General features: G+C 40.8%; 14 protein-coding genes. 6 read left to right on the forward strand and 8 right to left on the reverse strand.

What is annotated here, in order from left to right:
- Positions 1 to 177: 177 nt before the first annotated feature.
- The 3 genes from LC20001_RS11720 to LC20001_RS11730 all read right to left on the reverse strand — a co-directional run bounded on the left by LC20001_RS11720 (position 178) and on the right by LC20001_RS11730 (position 3,878).
- Complete coding sequence (locus tag LC20001_RS11720) at positions 178 to 909, reverse strand: GntR family transcriptional regulator (protein WP_010012027.1); 732 nt, start codon at positions 907 to 909, stop codon at positions 178 to 180.
- Positions 910 to 1,279: 370 nt separating this feature from the next.
- Positions 1,280 to 2,125 carry an oxidoreductase gene (locus LC20001_RS11725; RefSeq protein WP_010012028.1) on the reverse strand — a complete coding sequence of 282 codons (846 nt, stop codon included), beginning with the start codon at positions 2,123 to 2,125 and terminating at the stop codon, positions 1,280 to 1,282.
- A gap of 130 nt (positions 2,126 to 2,255) precedes the next feature.
- The gene (locus LC20001_RS11730) at positions 2,256 to 3,878 is read right to left on the reverse strand and encodes a malolactic enzyme (RefSeq protein WP_010012029.1); all 1,623 of its coding nucleotides are present in this window, start codon (positions 3,876 to 3,878) and stop codon (positions 2,256 to 2,258) included.
- Between the two features lie 338 nt (positions 3,879 to 4,216).
- On the opposite strand from LC20001_RS11730, the gene LC20001_RS11735 reads away from it, so the two are divergent.
- Positions 4,217 to 4,471 (forward strand): VOC family protein, encoded by a 255-nt coding sequence (locus LC20001_RS11735; RefSeq protein WP_244901106.1) that lies wholly within the window; start codon positions 4,217 to 4,219, stop codon positions 4,469 to 4,471.
- Between the two features lie 310 nt (positions 4,472 to 4,781).
- Entirely contained in the window at positions 4,782 to 6,524 is a 1,743-nt protein-coding gene (gene spxB / locus LC20001_RS11740) for a pyruvate oxidase (RefSeq protein ID WP_010012032.1), read from the forward strand.
- Positions 6,525 to 6,621: 97 nt separating this feature from the next.
- On the opposite strand, the gene LC20001_RS11745 is transcribed toward spxB, so the two are convergent.
- The 4 genes from LC20001_RS11745 to LC20001_RS11760 all read right to left on the reverse strand — a co-directional run bounded on the left by LC20001_RS11745 (position 6,622) and on the right by LC20001_RS11760 (position 13,643).
- On the reverse strand, positions 6,622 to 9,540 hold the full coding sequence (locus tag LC20001_RS11745; protein WP_010012033.1) for a beta-glucosidase: 2,919 nt from the start codon (positions 9,538 to 9,540) through the stop codon (positions 6,622 to 6,624).
- Between the two features lie 163 nt (positions 9,541 to 9,703).
- Positions 9,704 to 10,720, reverse strand: a complete 1,017-nt coding sequence (locus tag LC20001_RS11750) for a glycosyltransferase family 2 protein (RefSeq protein WP_010012060.1) — start codon at positions 10,718 to 10,720, stop codon at positions 9,704 to 9,706.
- Between the two features lie 11 nt (positions 10,721 to 10,731).
- Positions 10,732 to 11,232: a GtrA family protein gene (locus LC20001_RS11755; RefSeq protein WP_056943251.1), complete on the reverse strand. Its 501-nt coding sequence runs from the start codon at positions 11,230 to 11,232 to the stop codon at positions 10,732 to 10,734.
- Positions 11,232 to 13,643, reverse strand: coding sequence for a glycoside hydrolase family 3 C-terminal domain-containing protein (locus tag LC20001_RS11760; RefSeq protein WP_010012061.1), 2,412 nt, complete (start codon positions 13,641 to 13,643; stop codon positions 11,232 to 11,234). Before LC20001_RS11760 ends, LC20001_RS11755 begins: the two co-directional genes overlap by 1 nt.
- 160 nt (positions 13,644 to 13,803) lie before the next feature.
- Between LC20001_RS11760 and LC20001_RS11765 the strand changes: the two genes are divergently transcribed.
- Together LC20001_RS11765 and LC20001_RS11770 are read left to right on the forward strand one after the other, a co-directional pair.
- The gene (locus LC20001_RS11765) at positions 13,804 to 14,517 is read left to right on the forward strand and encodes a LytR/AlgR family response regulator transcription factor (RefSeq protein WP_235804439.1); all 714 of its coding nucleotides are present in this window, start codon (positions 13,804 to 13,806) and stop codon (positions 14,515 to 14,517) included.
- A 64-nt stretch (positions 14,518 to 14,581) separates the two neighbouring features.
- On the forward strand, positions 14,582 to 15,820 hold the full coding sequence (locus LC20001_RS11770) for an ATP-binding protein (RefSeq protein WP_056943252.1): 1,239 nt from the start codon (positions 14,582 to 14,584) through the stop codon (positions 15,818 to 15,820).
- A gap of 46 nt (positions 15,821 to 15,866) precedes the next feature.
- Here the strand turns inward: LC20001_RS11770 and LC20001_RS11775 are convergent, their stop codons facing one another.
- The gene (locus tag LC20001_RS11775; RefSeq protein ID WP_003678834.1) at positions 15,867 to 16,646 is read right to left on the reverse strand and encodes an alpha/beta fold hydrolase; all 780 of its coding nucleotides are present in this window, start codon (positions 16,644 to 16,646) and stop codon (positions 15,867 to 15,869) included.
- A 147-nt stretch (positions 16,647 to 16,793) separates the two neighbouring features.
- Here LC20001_RS11775 and LC20001_RS11780 point away from each other — a divergent pair, with 147 nt between their 5' ends.
- Together LC20001_RS11780 and LC20001_RS11785 are read left to right on the forward strand one after the other, a co-directional pair.
- Positions 16,794 to 18,347: a zinc ribbon domain-containing protein gene (locus LC20001_RS11780; RefSeq protein ID WP_010012065.1), complete on the forward strand. Its 1,554-nt coding sequence runs from the start codon at positions 16,794 to 16,796 to the stop codon at positions 18,345 to 18,347.
- Positions 18,348 to 18,590: 243 nt separating this feature from the next.
- A complete protein-coding gene (locus tag LC20001_RS11785) occupies positions 18,591 to 19,391 on the forward strand; it encodes a (Fe-S)-binding protein (RefSeq protein ID WP_010012066.1) in 801 nt (266 codons plus the stop codon).
- Positions 19,392 to 19,411 lie beyond the last annotated feature (20 nt).

The following is a 19,411-nucleotide window of genomic DNA, read 5'->3' on the forward strand; positions in this document are numbered from 1 at the left end:
CTTTTCATATTGAATGACTATTTTATGATTTACCAAAAGTCACCGCAGCTCACTGCGCTACTTCACCTAATAAGATAACCAATTTACGATTAAAAGTCAACCTTTTTGCAAATTGGGTCGTACCAATTAAAAAGTGAGCAAAAATAAAAAACTTGCCCTATCCAAGAAACAAGTTTTTTATGGCTTGTCGATCGCCACAAATGAATTAAATTTTAGATAACGATAGTGCATACGCATAAACGAATACTCAATTGGCGTCCCATCATCTAAAAAGAAAATCCCGGCCATTGTGCCCACTGGTTCGTTGGCCTGCAAATGTAACAGTTCTTGATCTTCTGCTGTAGCTGGTGCCGCACCAATCGTCAGGAACGATTTAGTGACTGCCTGCTTTTTAGTTTCCTGCAAGTAGTTAAAAATCGAATGCCCAGCAATATCCTGATTTAGCTCAGGCACGACCTTGATCGGAATAAAACTTTCTTCGATCATAAACGGCTGATCATCTAGCAAACGTAGCCGCTTAATCTGATAAACGAACTCGCCACTTTGCAAAAATAAATCACGCTGCAGCGTTGCCGTAGCCGGAATCGCTGCAAATTCAAGTAGCTTGATACCGGGCTTTTTCCCCGCCATTTGTAAATTGTCGGTGATACCTAAATTACTGCCTTCATAATTGAACAACGATTGATTTTCTAAATATAACGGATTAATAAAGGTGCCAGAGCCACGTTTTTTAAAGACCACACCATCATTAGCCAGCATCGCCAATGCGCGCTTGATTGAACTACGACTGACCGCATACTCTTCACTCAGATGACGTTCATCGGGCAATCTCATTTCCGCAGCAAACTCCCCGGCAAAAATACGCCGAGTTAAATCTTTGATTATGCGTTGATAAACTAAATCTGCCATACTTTTTCTCCTATTACACAATTAAGGTGGTTTATTAGCTAAATACGCTAATAAACTTTGATGTTCCACTGTCGCTCGTTTTCAACAACACTACTTAGCAAGTATCAGATATCTGATTTTTCCATGAAACAGAACTTGCTTTCCGTTGTCGATCAGACTAAGCCGAAGACCGGCAAGTCTAAGTCGCAGGCGATGTCTATTCTTGTGGCCAAGTTTAAGGAGCGTAGTTGCATAGTCCGCAACTGCGTTTCCTCAACTAAATTCGTTTCGGTCACCGCAAGAAACATGGCCCTATTACACAATTAAGGTGGTTTATTAGCCTGATTTTGACGCTAATATTCCAGTCACTAGAGCTTATCATACCATATTATTACCAGTATGCCTCGTCACCAAAAGCGGTGTGGTTTGAGGTGGGCGCCCAGGTATTCAGATCTTGCGTCAAGGCTGTGACTTGCTGACGGACTGCAACTAGTGCGTCTGCACCTAAAACTAAATGCAATGGCGGTTGCGGATCTGCCGCAGCTTTGAGAATCGCCTTGACTGCTAATTCAGGACTACCAGGTTTAACCGCCACCGTAGCCTGCGAATGCGCTTGAGCTTGTCCCGCAGTCGTTGCGTAATCAGTGATTGTTTGCTTGTGCTCACCCGCTGAACGGCCCGCCCAATCAGTTCGGAATGCGCCTGGCTCAACCAGCATCAACCGAATACCTAATGGTCTAACTTCTTGAGCTAATGTTTGACTCAACCCTTCAACTGCAAACTTGCTGGCTTGATAATAGCCTAACGCTGGATAAGTCGTCAATCCACAATCCGAAGAAATATTGATGATCAAGCCACTACGCTGGGCGCGCAACTGGGGTAATAGCGCCTGTGTTACTGCCGCCAATCCCCAAAAATTGGTTTCAAACATTGCTCGTACCGCCGTTTCATCGCTTTCCTCGACCGCACCAAAGTAGCCATAACCGGCATTATTGACCAAAACATCGATTTGTCCAAAATGCGCAATCGCTTTTTTTACAACCGCAGCGATCTGTGCCTTATCAGTGACATCCAACGCTAAAGTCAATACCTGTTGTGGATATTGCTGTGTCCATATGGCGATCGCATCTACCTGCCGTGCTGTCGCTACCACCTTTTCACCCCGATGCAGTAGCATTTCCACCAATGCTCGACCTAAACCACGCGAAGTTCCTGTGACTAACCAGACTTTTGCCATCTTAAGTTCCCACCTTGTCAAAAAAATAATAACTTCACTGTAGCAGACTTACTAGGCTCGACACAAATCAAAATAAGCCGCCAATAACCAATTATGGTCAGTAGCGACTTGATTTTGATATATCAATTACTTAATATTCCGGCAACCACTGATTTTCCGTGACTACCGCAGCAACGTCAGTAATTTTGCGACCGGCTAGACCTTGATCCAACGCACTTTGCACAACTGCAGTCGCAATTGTCTTTTGATACTCAGTCACCCGTGCTACTGGCGGTAAAACAGCTGCCCCAGGCTGACTGGTATCAACAATACCACCTAGCGAATGCGCGGCTTGCGAGATCATTTCATCATTTAAGCGAGTTGCTTGCGCAGCAATCACGCCTAACCCTAAGCCAGGATAAACCAAAGCGTTATTTGCCTGACCAATTTCGTAGGTCACACCATTATAGGTGACTGGCGCTTGTGGCACTCCTGTCGCCACTAAAGCTTTACCAGCTGACCAATTGATCAAATCAGCCGCCGTGGCTTCTGATAACTTAGTCGGATTCGACATTGCAAAAATAATCGGCCGTGGTGTATGGGCGCACATTGATTTAACAATTTCTTCGGTGAAACTGTGCGGTTGCCCTGAAGTCCCCACCAAAATTGTTGGCTGAACCGCCGCTACCACTGCCACCAAATCAGTCAATGCAGCGACATTAGTAAATTCACTGCGTTTACGGGCAAATGCCTTTTGTTCTGGCGTAAGATCAGCCATGTCGTCAAACAATAACCCTTGCCGGTCGACTAAATAAAAATGCTGCCGTGCTTCCTCAACCGACAATCCTTGCGCCTGCATTTCCAAAAAGATGCGCCGTGCAACACCAGTCCCCGCTGTGCCGGCACCAAAACACAAGTAGCGTTGTGTCGTTAATTTCTCACCGGAAATACTTAGTGCACCTAAAATGCCAGCCAGAACCACGATCCCGGTTCCTTGAATATCATCATTAAAAGTGGTGATCTGGTTCTGGTATTGATTTAAAATTGCTGCAGCATTTTCACGACCAAAATCTTCCCAGTGCAGAAAAACATTAGGAAAAGTCGTTTCGACCACTTCAACAAACTGATCGATAAACGCATGATAAGCTTCCCCCCGCACCCGCTTCTGCCGATTACCTAGATACAGCGGATCATCTAATAACTGCTGATTATCGGTACCTACATCCAGTACGATCGGTAAAACTTGCCGCGGATCGATCCCAGCAGCAGCTGTGTAGACCATTAATTTGCCGATCGAAATATCGACCCCGTTGACACCCCAGTCACCAATACCTAATACACCTTCACCATCCGTTACGACTACCATTTTGATCTCCCGACCAGCGGCAGCAGCGATCAAACTAGCCTGCATGCTATCCGGATCATTAATGCTCAAATAAACCGCACCACCAGGTTCAACAAATTGCTGACCATATTGCTCAACCGCATCACCAATCGTCGGAGTGTAAACCAATGGCAGTAATTCAACTAAATATTGCCGTAATAAACGATAGAATAGTATCCGATTTTGATTAAAGATCTGCATCAGAAATAAATGCTTAGCAATCGCAGTCGTACGTGTCTGTAACTGACCGTACACTTGTGCGACTTGCTCGTCCAAAGTCTGTACCTTTGGTGGTAATAAACCAGTTAAGCCCAGCTCATGCCGTTCAGCTACTGTAAATGCGGTTCCTTTATTACGTAATGGATCTTGCAGAATTTCCTGTGCTTTCACTATCGTTCGCCCCTTTTCACAAAGTATCACGACTCGTCTAATGATAACGCTACCATAACGTTAATTACTTGTCTATAGTTAAAAAGGTTCAAAATTACGCCTACATTTGATAGCTGTTAAACTCAAGATGAATCAAGCAGATAATGGTAAAATATAAGGAGGCTCAAGGGATGGAGCTTTACTTGAATTTTGCTGATCAATCAGCCGCGGTACTTGATTTTTACGGCAAGTTTTTTTAAACAACTACCAATGAAATTATGTATTATCGCAATGCACCGGCCGACCCGGAACACCCTCTACCTGAACAACTGAAAGATCTAGTTATGCACGCCAGCATCATGATCGATGGTACGCAGGTCATGATTTCAGACGTGCCACCAGAAAGGGGACTGGAATTGACCAGTGGCAACAACATTGCCTCAGTGATCCAAGCTAAAAGTGACGCTGAAATCGAGCCACTCTATCATGCTTTGAGTAGCGATGGCAAGATTGTTGCACCACTAGAAGCAACCTTTTGGGCAAAAAAAATGTCATTGTTAATAACAAATTCGGTATTTAATGGCAGCTTAACTTACCAACTGAAACTTAAATAAAAAGAACGCAAGCTCTGGCCTGCGTTCTTTTTTGTAGCTCGATTATTGATTATGTGCGGATATTTATTATTTATTTGCATTATGGCATCACTACAAATTAGCTTGTCAAACAATGATGATCAGTTTGCCCATCTACTGCCAAATCAGAATAGACTGTTGATGGCAACCATCATTTCTTACGAAGCCGTTTTACTTGCTAAAAGATTGTGTAAACGTTAAATTAGGTATAAAGGGTTTACAAAAATAGTCAGTTCGTTATACAAAAATTGCAACTTATACGGGTAAGCAATTTTAAAGGAGGATCTTCATAATGGTAGAAAAAATTAATGCAGCAGACGCAATGCTCAAGGTATTGGAGGATTGGGGCGTCAAAAATATTTACGGTTTACCGGGTGGTTCATTTGATTCCACAATGAACGCTTTGCATAATCGCCGCAATACGCTTCACTTTGTCCAAGTTCGTCACGAAGAAGTTGGCGCTTTAGCTGCTAGTGGCGAAGCTAAAGTAACCGGCAAATTAGGTGTTACTTTTGGTTCTGCTGGTCCTGGTGCAGTTCACTTACTTAATGGCTTGTATGATGCTAAATATGACCACGTCCCAGTCTTGGCGTTAGTTGGACAAGTTCCAACTGCAACAATGAACACTGATTACTTCCAAGAAATGAATGAAAATCCGATGTTTGCTGACGTGGCAGTTTATAACCGGACAGCAACCACTGCAGCTGGTTTGCCACACGTGGTCGACGAAGCGATCCGCCAAGCTTACAAGCATAATGGTGTCGCTGTTGTTACGATTCCAAAGGATCTTGGCTGGACTGAGATCGACGATAATTTCGTTTCGACCGCTGCTGCTGCAACCACTAGTGATACAGTTGCACCCGCAACTGAAAAAATCGACGCTGCCATCGCTTTACTGAAGGCAGCTGAGAAACCATTGATCTACATTGGTCAAGGTGCTCGCGGCGCAACCGACGACATCATTACCCTTTCCGAAAAATTATCAGCGCCGATCGTTTCAACGGTTCCAGCTAAAGGTATCGTGCCGGATGATTACAAAGCCTATATGGGTTCTGCCGGCCGTGTTGCCAGCAAGCCAGGGGTTGAAACTTCCCGCGCAGCAGATACGGTTTTATTCGTTGGTACTGATTTTCCGTTTACGGCGTACTTCTTTGCGCCTGACGCAAAATTCATCCAAGTCGACACCGATTCTGCCAAACTAGGCAAACGCCATGCAGTTGAAGTTTCCATTTTGGCCGATGCCGTTAAAACGTTCCGTGCTTTGGTTGAACGTAGTGGCGACGCAGTTCCTGAAAAACCATTCTACAAGGCTGCTCTAGCCAATAAGATCAACTGGCGCAAGTGGATCGACAGCTTTGAAGAAAGTGACCAAACGCCAATGCGGGTGGAACCTGTTTTCAAACAAATCAACGATATGGCAGAACCAGATGCAATTTTCCAAGTTGATGTTGGTAACGTGACGATCGACGGCATGCGCTTCTTGCGGATGAACCATCAAGAACAGTTTACTACTTCTGCTTGGTACGCAACCATGGGGTATGGCATACCAGCTGCCATCGCTGCTAAAGAAGCTTTTCCTAATCGCCAAGTCTTCTCAATCTCCGGTGATGGTGGCTGGACCATGGTCGTTCAAGACTTGTTGACTCAAGTCAAAGAACACCTACCAATCATCAACGTAGTCCTCAGCAACCAATCACTCGGCTTTATCGAAGCTGAACAGGACGATACTAAACAACCACATTCCGGTGTCGATTTACTAGATGCCGATTGGGCTGGTGTCGCTGAAGATATGGGTGCAACTGGCTATAAAGTCACTAATTTGGCCGAACTCAAAATGGCTTTTGAACAAGCTAAAACTGCCACTGGTCCAGTTGTGATCGATGTTAAGATCGCCAATGAACGGCCATTACCAGTTGAACAACTTGTTTTAGATCCAGAAACCCAAGACCCCGCAGCCGTCAAAGCATTCGTCGAAGAATACCAAGCACAAGGCTTGATTCCACTGCGGCAATTGTTGGCTGATGCAGAAAAATAAGTAATTTTATAGACATAAAAATAAGTTATATTCTGAGTGAAATTCTCAAGAATATAACTTATTTTTTTAGTAATATTTTAGTAATTTAATATTTCAATTAATTTACTTTTTTCACATATTTACGGCGATACAATACAATGACAATACCTTGTAACACGATCACTATCACTGCAGCGATAATATCAAATTGAATCACAGACTTTTGCCATGGTAATAACAAACTCTGATTTCCTTTATCGTTTTTATAAGCAGCGCTATTAACGACCGTGTAGAGAATATTATGCGATGCATTCCGCATATTCTTAACCGTTTGTGGGTTATCAGTATGCGTAATGTTTGCACCCATTTCACCATTAGTTGATAGCATAAGATCATTACCATTAGCAATCCCTGTATTACCAAGCATATAACCGGCACCCATGAAGTAATCTGTTTCAACTAATCCACGGTAACCCCATTCGCCACGTAATACATTTTGCAATAAGTTGCTATTAGCACCGGACCATTTATTGCCAATAAAGTTAAAGGATGACATCGTTGCCGTTGCTCCACCATCCTTTACAGCCATTTCAAATGGTTTAAGGTAATCTTCACGAATTGCTTGCTCACTAGACCAAGTCATCAATTTATTTGTCCGATTAGTTTCTTGATCATTCAATGCAAAATGTTTCATATAAGCATAAACACCATGCTTTTTAGCACCAGCAATTTCATTGGCAGCCATATACCCTGAAAGAATACTATCTTCAGAGTAATATTCAAAGTTACGGCCGGCAAAAGCATTACGATGTAAATTCATTGCTGGACCATACCAACCAGTTACACCAATCTCACTACCTTGCTTACCAACCATAGAGCCACGATCTTTGGCTAAGTTTTTATTCCAAGTTGCTGCAATCATGGCTGCAGCTGGAAAAGCAGTTGTATTCATGTTTTTGACCATAAAACTAGTTAACCCAGAAGGACCATCAAAATCATAGGTATGTTGTGCGTCAACCGAATTCAAACCGACAGTTTGATAGCCACCATACGTAATCAAATTATTCATATCTTTGACCGATAGCTGATCTAATAGCTTGTTCCACTCTGGATCACTGTAACTCTTGCCTCGTAGTGCTGCTAATTTCACATTATTATTAGCATTAGTCGTTGGCATTTTAGCATTAGATTTCTTGTATTGAACGTTTTTAACGTTTGTCGCACCTTGTTGCATATTTTGAGACAATTGTTCTTTACCTGGGGCTGCAGTTGCCTGGCTATAATTTGCAAAGTTATTCTTACGACTCAAATAATCCACGTTACCTTCAGCATAACCAAACTCATTCTTAGCAACTTTTTTATCGCTACTCCGCTTATTATCGCTATTGTAGGTAACTGTTTGGGGAACATTATAATCTTTTGAGCCTAATACATCATGTGCATCAGATTTAATCTGAATTTGGTATCTACCCTTATCCAGCACGTAAGCACCACCATTATTCTCATTATAAGAAGCTAAATCTTCACGATCTAACGTAAATGGAATGGTTTGGCTCTCGCCTGGTTTAAGATTTTTTGTTTTGGCAAAATCAATTAGATTAGTTGACGCTTTTTCAGTACCACCGTTAGTATACGGAGCTGTATAGTACGTTTGAACCACATCTTTACCAGCAACCTTACCAGTATTTTTGACTGTAACGTTAAAATGAATCTTACCATTCACAGATTGCTTAATGTCACCCATACTTTGACTAAACTTAGTATAACTTAAACCATAGCCAAATGGATATTGTACAGCCTGGTCATAGGCGGCGTTATTATTTTGATAATAAGTTTCATAAAATTTATAACCAACATAAATATTTTCTACATAATTAACATATTTGTATGAGGCGTTTGTGTACTGGAAATCACCTACGTTATTATAAGTCGGCGTTTTATTTAAGTCACGGGCGTAAGTATCAACAGTCCGTCCGGATGGATTGACGGTGCCCTTCAGAATTTTACCTAGGGCTGAAAAGCCTTTTTGTCCGGGGCCTGACATCCACAACGCGCCTTTAATGTTTTTATATTGATTTAAGAAGCCTAACTCCATTGGATTAGATGCATTAATTAATACAATGACGTTTTTAAAGTTTGAATTAACTAGAGAAAGCATATCACGTTCTGATTTTGATAATTGTAGATAATTATCGCCTTTTTTGAAGTCACCTTTATTACCATTATAAGTGACGCCTTTGGCACCCATATCTTTAGGTAAATCAGCACCTTCACCGCCAGAACGTCCAAGTACAACTAATGCAGTATCAGAGAAGTTCTTTGCTTTATTAACTAACTTATTAGAATAATCGTTTCGTGCTGGCTCTGGAAGTGTCCAATCTTGTTTCATCATACTAATGTCTGGCCGTGTTTTACGATACTTCGTGTAAAACTTACTCAAGGAATCATTAGTTTTAAAACCAGCATCTTTCAAACTTTGATAAATATCAACTGAATTTGCACCCACAGCACCACCTGAACCAGTACCACCATAAAGTGGATTAGTTGAGGCCCAACCAAAAACGTTAATATTTTTAGCATTAATTGGTAAGTAGTTATTCGTATTTTTCAATAAGACAGTGCCTTCATTTGCAATATTTTCATTCACGTTATTGCTTTGCGCTACCGTACTGGCACTTACCTGATCAAGCTTAGCAAAATTTAGATTAAATAAAGCTGACATTGGAACGAAGACAACAATATTTAGTGTAAGTACTAAAGCAAGAAAGAATGCGACCAATGATTCCCACTTTAACCAAAAATTAAATTTCTTACTTCTATTGCGGAATACAATCAACGCAATAATAATGACAACTAAAATAATGGCTATTGGAATAAAATAAGTGCCTACTTTATTAATAGTTGTCATAATATCATTCATCGTGACAACACCTTGCTTTATTAGGTTACTAATAAAGATATATCCAATACCAGCTACTGCTAAAAGTGCAATCACAATAGCGCTGAGCGTAATAATGAGACTACGATTTTTCTTCATCAAGCTTGCTCCCCCTTTTATTTATAACGCTTACATTTTCAATTATACTAAGTTTAGTTATTTAGAATCCTTCTCAGCATAACTTGTCACTTAGTCTTCATAACTTGTAAAATAGCAATATTCTCCTGCTAAAATTATCTATACCAATCAATACTTAACTTTATTAGTTAAACCCGTACATCCGCTGTGCAATGTGATAAGCACCAACGGCAGTCTTGCGACCTATTTTTCCTGGAAGATGAACCCCAATACCAAAGGCCCCATGACGTAATTGTTTGTATAGTGTTTCATCATACTGTTTAACGAAACGCCAGAGATCCTTTTTCAACGCTAAATAACGTGGGGTCCCACCCTTGACCAATAAGATTGAAGAAACCGTGGTAATGATCTCTACATATTTTTCCATATACTGACTAACCGGACTGCTGTCAGTAATATTTTCAGCATAAAAAATAATCAACCGCCTATTAATTTTCAATTGTTGATCAATCCGCGACAACATCACATCTTCATTTACAGATTGATCGGCACGACCGATAAAATAATGATAAAGTTCTACGTTCAAATAGTAGATTTTTTTAACAAAAGGTAGTGGTTCAAAGACATAAATATTGTCCACATAAAAAGTGTGCCGGGGTAATTCCAGCTTTGCTTCATCGCGTAATAAACTGGTTCGATAAATAATTGCATGCATCAATAAATATTTACCTGCAGGAAATCTGACATCTTGCCAACCAAAAACTTGACCCTGCGGTAAAATTGTTGGATAACGCATCACCTTTTTATGCCGTGCACCTTGCCGGTCATAAATATAATTACTAACGATCATATCCAAAGCTTCACCCTGCCGATTGGTTTCCCGCAAAAAATCCAATACTTGCTGATACGCAGTAGCATCTAACCAATCGTCACTATCAACAATTTTTGTGTACAGTCCTGTTGCGGCATGTAAACCGGCATTGATTGCTGCGCCGGGACCACCGTTTGCTTGATGGATTGCACGAACAATTCCTGGAAACTTATGTGCATAATAATCAATGATTTGTGGTGTCCGATCATTGGAACCATCATCAACTAGAAGAATTTCTACTTCTTCACCACCAAGTAACAGTGAATTAACACAACGTTCTACATAATCTTCCGAGTTATAACAAGAAACAATTAAACTTAAACTTTTCACGTACTTCTCACCTATTTCATAATGACAAATTTCATCATTGGATAATTAATCACAACTTGGATCACAATGTTAACAATATTAGCAACCGTCGCCGCCCAACCACCAATTATCGGTGTCAGCTGTTGAATAATATATGGTGGTAACCATACCGAAATTATTCCAGCGACCGCAACGGTTAATACATACCAGAACAGAACTTTTTTGATCTGTACAGTAGCGCCAAAAACCACCTTGCGCTGCACGATAAAATTGACGATCTGGGCACAGATATACGCAACTAAAAAACTAAGAAAGCCACCTAAACCGCCCTGACTAGCATTATAGTGAAAAATCCACCAATTAAAGGAACTATCTAGACCTTTGAAAAAAATACCTGTACCTAGCCACAATACGATAAAATTTGTGATCGTTGCAACATTGCTCATAATATTAAATAAAATAAATTCATAGAGATCAGGATATTTATTTTTAAACTTTTTTAAAACGCCAACAACACCGTTTGAATGGTCCATCAACTCATCTCCTTTTGCCAAACTTTATTTTGCTTGCGATTTTTGAAATAGTTATTAATTAAGCGCGTTAAACCTGACCAGAAATGCCCATTGACCATACGTAAGATTGCGTTGACCATATCCAAACTAACTTGGCCGTTAGTCATTTTAGCAATAGCTCGAAACGGCATATTATAAATAAAAAGTAAATTTAAATCAGGTTTACCTTTTGCTTCACTTTTGGCTAGCGCGTGTTTTAGGTAGCGATAAACTTGACGCGCTAACCAATTTTTGGCATACCGCATTTCTGCAATCGTACTGTTAATGGCTAATTGTTGCCCAATTTCAGTCTTGACTGCAGGTAACGTTTGCCCATATAAAGCTGAAAAATCTGCCAACGTCACTTGGCTTAAATCGGCCTTTCGGTAATGCACAAGATTCAATGCTGGCGCAACATTTTGTCCTGCTTCAACAATTGTGCCCCGCAAACGAATATCATCTACACTAGCGCCAATTAATATGTCATAAGTACCGGCTTCGACTTGCCAACTATTCGATGTAACATCGAAATAGCGGAACGCCTTATCATCAAATCTAATGTTGATTTGTTTAGCTTCACCTGGTGCTAAATGTACTTTAGTAAAGCCCTTTAGCTCCCGTCGTGGTCGAATAAGTTGAGAGTCACTTTTACCGATATATAATTGGACCACTTCGTTACCTTCACGTTCACCAGTATTCTTGACCATAGCCGTTACTCCCGAAGACGCAACATGCAAGTCACTATAGGCAAACGTCGTATAGCTGAGACCAAATCCAAAAGGAAAACGAACTGGCTTTTCTGCAGTTGTATAGTAACGATAACCAACAAATGGGCCTTCTTTGTAGTAAACATCACGTTGCGTGGTCGGATATTCCTTACCAAAAGGCACATCCTCATAGGTTAAGGGATAGGTTTCCGCTAGCTTACCGCTAGGGTTTTGTTTACCGATCAAAACATCCCACATGGCACTGGCACCTGCTTCGCCACCTAAATAACCGTGAACGACAGCTGCTACTTTATCTAGCCATGGCATTTCAATCACCGAACCTGCCGATAAAACAACAATAATTGGAGTACTAGTTTGTGCAAGTGTGTTGATCAGTTCAACCTGATTGTCTGGCAAATTTAAATCTGTGCGATCAAGTCCTTCACTCTCAGAAATTTCGTCTAAACCAGCACAAATTACGGCAACATCACTTTTGTTAGCTAATGCAACTGCGGCTGCACTTAATTCGTGATCAACAATACCGTTACGTTGGTAGCCTTGTTCGTAACCGATAAAAGTAATCGGTTGATCAACAGCCGTTGCAACCATATTTTCAACTTGTTGTGCGTTAACTAGCGAAGAACCAGCGCCTTGATAACGCGGCTGTTTGGCAAAATCTCCAATCAAAGCTACTTTAGTAGTGTCAGCCAATGGTAATGTTGCTGCTTTATTTTTAAGGAGAACAATACTTTCAGCGGCTGCTTTGTGAGCAACTTGATGCTGGTGTGACCAATCCACCTGTTGCTGTGTATTTTTTCCTGCAGTTGATTGCAGAATCTGTGTCAATAATTCATCAACACGTTGATTCAATGTTTCTTCGGCCAATTCACCTGATTTGACTGCCTGAATTATTTCTAATGGACCATTAGCCCCTAAGGTTGGCATCGCTAAGTTGCCACCATTTTGCACTGCTGCAACGTGATCGTTATCACCACCCCAATCACTGACAACAAAACCCTTAAAACCCCATTCTTTACGTAAAATGTCCTCTAATAAGTACTTATTTTCATGTGCATAAATACCGTTGATTTCATTATATGCGGACATTAAAACTCGTGGTTTGCCCTCTTTGACTGCAATCTCGAAATTAGTTAAATAAAGCTCACGTAAAGTTCGTTCATCGATCAATGAATTAGAAGCCATGCGTCGATATTCTTGATTATTAGCTGCGAAATGTTTAGGACTAGCAAAAGTCCCCGTTGATTGAATACCTCTGATCATAGCCGCACCCATTTTCCCAGCTAGATATGGATCCTCACTATAATACTCAAAATCACGTCCACAGCGCGGATTACGCTTGATATTCAAGCCTGGGCCAAGTACAACTTGAACATCTAATGCTCGCGCTTCGTTACCTAATGCAACACCAACTTGGTCAATCAAGTTTTCATCCCAACTATTAGCTAAAGTTGCCGCAGTTGGAAAGCAAGTTGCTGGTTCACTAGCATTCAACCCTAAATGATCAGTTGCTCCCGTTTGTTTACGCAATCCATGTGGCCCATCAGCCATAAAAATTGCCGGAATTTTATCGGCAACCGCATATGTCTGCCACGTTGACTGCCCAGTTGTTAATGCCGCTTTTTCTGCAAGTGTTAATTGTTCAATTACTTTTTGATTATTCAACATTTACTTGTCCTCCATTGGTATGGCTTATTTTAAAGTTAACAACTATGTGAACGCTTTAAAAGCCTAATTGCATAAACTGCAAGATATCGTTCATACCTTGTCAGAAACCCTCTATTTCGCTCCCCGACTTTATTCGTTATAATTGAGATTGACTAAAGAGGTGATAAACTTGCGCATTGCAATTGTTGAGGACAACCAACAAGAACAAAATAGCTTACTAACTTTATTAAATAAATACGCAATCGAAAATAATATTGCCATTGAGCCAACAATTTTTAATAATGGTTTACAAATTGTCGACCAATACCACAGTAATTTTGATGTTATCTATTTTGATGTCCAAATGCCGCTTATGGATGGTATGACGGCTGCAAAAAAAATACGTCAAATTGATGATAATGTAATTATCGTCTTTTTAACGAATTATGTTCAATGGGCAGTCGAAGGCTACTCCGTTCATGCTTTGGATTTTTTACTTAAGCCACTAACCTATTTTAATTTTCAAGAGCATTTTAAGAAAATATGCCACCAGCTCGCAAAGCATCAAAAAACGTTAACCCTTAAAAGCAGTAACGGTTTGCGAAAAATTATCCTTGATAATCTTTATTACGTTGAAAGTGAGGGCCACTATTTACACTTTCATACAATCGATGGCACGATTGATATACTAGATACAATGAAAAATATTGAACGTGAATTAAAACCAGATCATTTCTACCGTTGCAACAACGGCTATTTGGTTAATCTCGGTCACGTTAAGGCAATTAATGGTAATATTGCTGAAGTAGGACCAGATAAACTACAGATTAGCCGACCACGAAAAAAAGCCTTTATGGCCGCATTAACTGATTATTTAGGATCGGAGATGATCTAATTTGGCAACAATTCTGCCTAACATTCCACGTTTTTATACCGGAATTGCAGAGTGGCTGGCGTGTATGCTTCTTATTTTTCGTTTAAAACCAAGTAAACGACGTATCAATCATCTAGCTATTATTGCTTTAGGTATTGGTCAAATCTTTCTACAAATAATAGTTGGCTTTTGGCCACTTTGGTATTGGGTATTCGGTATGTTAGTCAACTTACTATGGATGTTTCTTACTCTATATTGGAGTGAAAAAGTCAATCTATCAGTGAAGCTATACCATTTAAGTAAAGCCTTTATTTTAGCTGAATTCTGGGCCTCACTATCTTGGCAATTATATTGTTATCTGTTGTTGCAGCTAAAATTGCCACAATGGAATGAACTGATTTTTATGTTTAGTTGCTACGTGCTGCTATTCATCACTTTTTTCAAACTAGAAAAAAAGCCTAAATATCAATACGCTTTGCTTAATATAAAAAAACGCGAAGTCATTAGTGCCATCGTTACTGCCAGCATGGTCTTTATGATCAGTAATTTGGGCTTTGCATTGACCAATACATTTCTTAACTTAGGTGATTCGGTTACGATTTTCATGATGCGAACGTTTATTGATCTTTGCGGAATATTATTATTGAAACTACAAGAAAATCAACGCTACGAAAGCTTTTTAAAGGGTGATCTGACTGCAATCAACAACATGTTCCAATCACAGTATGAGCAATATCAAGCTTATAGGGAAAGTAGTCAATTAGTTAACCAACGGTTTCACGATTTAAAGCATCAACTAGATGTCTTAGCTTTAGAAGATGATGCTGACAAAAGAAAAATTTACCTTAGTCAATTGCGCAAAGGAATCACGCAATATAGATCAGCGGTTAAAACCGGTAACGCAATAGCAGATGTCATCTTAACCCGTAAAAATACTTACTGCATTCAGAACAAAATCACATTTACCTGTATTGCTGATGGTGCACTGTTGAATATGATCGAAACTATGGATTTATGTAGTTTATTGGGTAACGCATTAGATAATGCCATTGAATCGAGCTTAAAAATTGCTGACACTGAAAAACGCTTGATCAATTTACGAATCGCCCAAAAAGCAAATTTTATTCTTTTTTCTCTAGAAAACTACGTTGAAGCACCACCATCATTTGAAGGCGGCCTACCTAAAACCACAAAATCTGATCAACAACAGCATGGCTACGGTTTAAAGAGTATCGATTATATTGCTAATAAGTACAACGGTTCCCTAACTGTTGGTGTAAAAGACAATTGGTTTTCAATCAAAGTCCTATTGCCATTAACTTAAAACATCCCGCAGAAAGTTACTGCTTTCCACGGGATGTTTTATTTTCCTATTGCGCCAAAAATGCCAACAGTACTTGATTAAATGCTCCTGACTGCTCAGCCATCACAATATGGCCGCTGTCAGCGATCACTTTAGCTTGCCCAAATGGTGCTAACGCCGCTGCTGTAGAAGCAAATTTTGAGTCAAAATACGGGCTTTCGCCGCCGGCAACAAATAAAATGGGACACTGCAGATCAGCAATCACGTCACGCCAATTTTGCATGGCATGGTCGACTAAAAATGGCAAATTCAATTCCGCATCATAGGGATAAGCCTGCTGAATCGGCCGAATTTGCTTATAGGTTTCGTCATCAATATGCTTAAAGGTTGACCGTCCCATCGGTAGTTGTAAATAAGTATAAAAATTATCCCAAGCTAATTGTTTAAACCCGTAAGGCCATTCGACCGTATTGATCATTTGCGGTGATTGATCAACATCAATGATTTTAGTGATATTTTGCGTGCCATAAAGTGACACATAGGCAAAAATCGTGGCTGCGCCCATCGAATTACCCACCAAAATAACCTGTTCTAGCTTTAAGGCGGCAATCAATTCAGCCAAATCTTGGGCATGGCGGCTGATTCGTAACCCTTTAGCAGTGTGTTCTGATTGCCCTTGATTACGGCAATCTAGGTTGACCACCCGATACCCAGCGGCTAACAGCGCACTGATCTGCTGTCGCCAAATTTCTTTGACGCCGCCTAACCCGGTCAAAATCACTACCGGCTGCCCGGTACCTTGATCAGTATAATCTAAACTCACTCGATCTTTTGTTATAAATTTCATCATGATCACCCTTTAAAATTTTAAGTTTATCTTCATCATACCGCAGTCTGAGTGACTACCGCTATTCAACTTTAATTAAATGCGGTATGATAGTGTTGGTTCGTAACGTTTACATGTAAAATCGAACAACGAAAGGAGCCAAATTATTTGGCATTTAAAAAATTTCAAAATAGCAACGAGATTCGCCGTTTGATCAATCGTCAGAATTTGATCCAAAAACGAGCCGTTGCCATGATCAACCGCGGTACGGATAAAGGTAATCTGTACCAGAAGTTGAATCAACGGGTCGGCATCAAACGACAAATGTCGCAAGCGACCATTAATGTAATGATGGATATCTTCCGTAACGAGCATATCACGGCTATCCCCGACAACAGTTTCGTCGTCTTCGCACGGACCACTTTGAACGTACACGACGGCGAACCACAGGAATTACTGTTGCAACTGAACAAACTCGACTCTTATACTTTATTTTTAGCGCCGAAACAGTCCAGTGAAAAAATCTTCAGTACCCCGAAACGTGGTTGGTTGATGACTTTGCGCGATGACGGTTGGATCCTGATGTTACCGGGACAGAATCCCAATCAAGGCATTCAACTACTTTTACCTGAAACAAATGAAGCAGAATCAACGCCAGCACCAAAAAAGGCGACCAGTAACGCAACATGGCCCAAGTCAGCGACTAGTGCACGCGCAGCTAGATCTGCGACAACTGCAACTAGTGCGACCAAGCATAATTCGGCCAAACCGGCAGCTAGCAGCCATGCTAGGGTAGCTACTAGCAGTCACGCTAAGCCAAGTGCAAGTAGTCATAACGCGCCTACTAGTAGCCATGCCAGCGCCAATAGCCATGTAGCCACACCAACAAGTCAAACAACAGCTATTGACAACAGCACAGTTGCCAACTCAGCTAATAGTCAGGCTGATTCGATCGCCGTTAGTAGCACCACGACTTATAGTACCCCCAGTCACGTAGCCAGTGCGGCAGCAACAAAGCCATTACCTGGTCCACGTGAAGCCGATGAATTGATCAAAAACTTAGTAGAATCAGGCCGTCGCTATCGGGTGGTCGGTTTAGACTACGGCAAGATCAATATGATCACCGCCACTGATGGTGCCGATAATTTATTACAAGTACCTGGTTCCGTGATCTCAAAACATATTCTCGATTACCAACACGAGATTCGCCAATTACAACGGCAAACCCAGACGTTAGATGATGACGTTGAATTGACCCGCTTATCCTACATGTTAAAACGTTATGTCCTTAAATCTTGCCGTAAAATTGTCAATCAATTGATTGAGCATTATGGGGATGACGTCATTTATGTGACCGAGCTCCATCCTAGTTTGGACGTCAACAAAACACCTAATATTATTTTGAGTCCTGATTATTTCTACAAAGCATTATTCACGATCTTATTTGAATTAGTCGGCCAAAATGCCGCCATTATTCAAGTTCCTAATAACGAAACGTCAATCATCTGCCCTAACTGCGGCTTTACCAGCGCTGGCAATCGGCAAAAAGAACTACACACGTTTAAATGCTTAAATTGTGGCTTTGAAAGTAACGATGATCAAGCAGCTGCAACGAATATTCGCCAACGCGGTTTACGCTACATCTCTAATCTCACTAAAAATATGAACTTTGCTGTACCGACACCTGAGGTGACCCACGTATCAGCTCAAGAAGAAGTATAATTTTTTCACAATAACTAGGGCAATCCCTAATTCTAAAACACCAAAAAGTGCTGCTTTTTGGTGTTTTAATTTACCTAAATACTGTCGTAACAACTTTTTAGTCTTAATTAAGAGACTAAGTGCAAGACTCATTTGTCAAGAGAAACCCTTTTCTTTTTTAGATTAAATGACCTATACTAAGGGCGTAGATAGTTAAAGTTATTAAATGATAATCATTATCACTTAGCTAAGGAGGCTTCTCTTATGAAGGTCAGCATATTCACCACTTGTATGATGGATCTAATGTTCCCACAAGTTGGTAAAGATATGGTCGAAGTACTGGAACGCTTGGGTTGTACCGTTGATGTTCCGGAAAATCAGATCTGTTGTGGTCAACCAACGTTTAACTCTGGCTACGTTGAAGCTAGTTGGTCGGTTATGCATAATCAAATCGATGCTTTGTCAGCAATCGATTGTGATTATATTGTCTGCCCCGCTGGCTCCTGCACTGCTATTTTAAAAGAATATCCTGATTTATTAGCCGATGACACCACTGATCCAACCGGCGAATACATGGCGCAAGCCAAAATATTGGCCGCAAAAACTTTTGAGTTTTCCCAATTTATTTGGCGTGTTTTAGGCATTGCCGATTGCGGTGCCGAGCTGAATACGATCGCCACTTACCATCGATCCTGCCACATGACGCGGTTATTAGGTGAGCGGGAAACACCATTCTGGTTATTGGAAAATGTTAAGGGCTTAGAAATGCGGCAGTTACAAGGTATTCAATATTGTTGCGGTTTTGGTGGTACTTTCTCAGTTAAGGAACACGAGATCTCCGAATTAATGGTCACTTCTAAAGTGAAGCACATCGAGGAAACTGGGGCCCAAGTTCTGATTTCCTGCGATCCTGGCTGCTTAATGAATATCGGCGGTCGTTTCAATCGTTTAGGCAAGCCAATGAAAATCATGCATATTGCTGAGGTGCTGAACCACAACGTTGACGAAAGTCGGATCAAAAAAGTTAGCGAAGTCGCTACCCCAGCGCCGGCGCCATTCCCTTAACTTGGAAGTCAGGAGGTTAT

This window comes from Loigolactobacillus coryniformis subsp. coryniformis KCTC 3167 = DSM 20001, from assembly GCF_002706425.1.
GTDB lineage: Bacteria > Bacillota > Bacilli > Lactobacillales > Lactobacillaceae > Loigolactobacillus > Loigolactobacillus coryniformis.

Coding starts and splice junctions, on each gene's coding strand:
- LC20001_RS11760 (WP_010012061.1), bottom strand. CDS start 13,643: ATGTTGAATAATCAAAAAGTAATTGAACAATTAACACTTGCAGAAAAA.
- LC20001_RS11725 (WP_010012028.1), bottom strand. CDS start 2,125: ATGGCAAAAGTCTGGTTAGTCACAGGAACTTCGCGTGGTTTAGGTCGA.
- LC20001_RS11785 (WP_010012066.1), top strand. CDS start 18,591: ATGAAGGTCAGCATATTCACCACTTGTATGATGGATCTAATGTTCCCA.
- spxB (WP_010012032.1), top strand. CDS start 4,782: ATGGTAGAAAAAATTAATGCAGCAGACGCAATGCTCAAGGTATTGGAG.
- LC20001_RS11745 (WP_010012033.1), bottom strand. CDS start 9,540: ATGAAGAAAAATCGTAGTCTCATTATTACGCTCAGCGCTATTGTGATT.
- LC20001_RS11770 (WP_056943252.1), top strand. CDS start 14,582: ATGCTTCTTATTTTTCGTTTAAAACCAAGTAAACGACGTATCAATCAT.
- LC20001_RS11735 (WP_244901106.1), top strand. CDS start 4,217: ATGATCGATGGTACGCAGGTCATGATTTCAGACGTGCCACCAGAAAGG.
- LC20001_RS11720 (WP_010012027.1), bottom strand. CDS start 909: ATGGCAGATTTAGTTTATCAACGCATAATCAAAGATTTAACTCGGCGT.
- LC20001_RS11755 (WP_056943251.1), bottom strand. CDS start 11,232: ATGGACCATTCAAACGGTGTTGTTGGCGTTTTAAAAAAGTTTAAAAAT.
- LC20001_RS11775 (WP_003678834.1), bottom strand. CDS start 16,646: ATGAAATTTATAACAAAAGATCGAGTGAGTTTAGATTATACTGATCAA.